The following is a 1,033-nucleotide window of genomic DNA, read 5'->3' as shown; positions in this document are numbered from 1 at the left end:
AAAGAAGATTAAAGCGGGCAAAGCCCGCTTTTTTAATTTAAAGAATATTGATTTGTAAAGTTAAATCGTCATTGTCATTATCACCGCCAATAACATCTTCCCAGTTAGAATTTCCGGGTATAGAGTTATTAAATTCAGTGTCAATGCCATCAAAATTCAAATTACTATCAGAAAAAAGTATATTTCCATCGGCAGTATTTACCAAACTTCCATTAAAGAAAGCGTCCATATAGCCATTATTGGAATCATCAAAGAAAAATAGTTGATCGCCATTGCTATAATTATTTAAGTTGCCACCATTAGGAATTAAAAAGAAACCAATATTTTCGTTATTATTTGTGCTAACAAAGAAAGTCGTGTCGGAATTAAGTTGATCTTTAGTGCTATTGAAAAGCAAGAAGCCAGTAGAAGGCTCGCCGTTAGAATCTGAGTAGTAATATCCGAACGAGTTATCATAACCTGCGGTTATATTTGATAAAAGTTCAATGTTTAAAATAGCTGAGCCATTATCACCCAAATCAATAGTTCCACCTCCGTCATAATCGCCACCAGCAATGGTGCCTTGACATTCATTGTAAAGGTGGGTTTCACCAACAGCGTCATAATCGTTACAATAAACATTCCAGTTTAAAGTTGAGCTTGCTGGGTTTGGATTTCTTGGACTGAACATAACTTTAACTGGATAAATATTGCTGAAGTGGTTTTCAGCATCAACTGTTAAAAGGATGTTGCCTGAAACAATGGTTATATCAAGAATATAATCATCTTTGAAATCTCCCGGATGAATTTCTTCTTGTCCGTCATTACAGTCGTCCATTTTGTCGTTCCACATAAAGCACATGGCGACATCATTTTTATAAGTTCCTATAGCAGGAAGTGCGCTGTGAAGTTTGCTTTTTTCTATATAGTGATTGTACAGTGGTAAAGCAACAACAGCAAGAATACCAATTATGGCCACAACAGCCATCAATTCGATGAGGGTAAAGCCTTTATTATTATTATACATAGTAATACCTACATGCGTTGATTATAT

1 protein-coding gene is annotated in these 1,033 nt (G+C 35.0%); it reads right to left on the bottom strand.

Annotated features, from left to right (window positions below; all coding sequences use genetic code 11):
* Positions 1–37: 37 nt before the first annotated feature.
* Positions 38–1,006, bottom strand: coding sequence for a pilin (locus DWA30_RS13545; protein WP_114491064.1), 969 nt, complete (start codon positions 1,004–1,006; stop codon positions 38–40).
* Positions 1,007–1,033: the final 27 nt, after the last annotated feature.

The sequence above is a fragment of the Candidatus Ulvibacter alkanivorans genome (assembly GCF_003333325.1).
Classification (GTDB): Bacteria; Bacteroidota; Bacteroidia; order Flavobacteriales; family Flavobacteriaceae; genus Ulvibacter_A; species Ulvibacter_A alkanivorans.
Note: the sequence above shows the minus strand (reverse complement) of the source record. Positions and strands in the feature narration are given on the sequence as shown.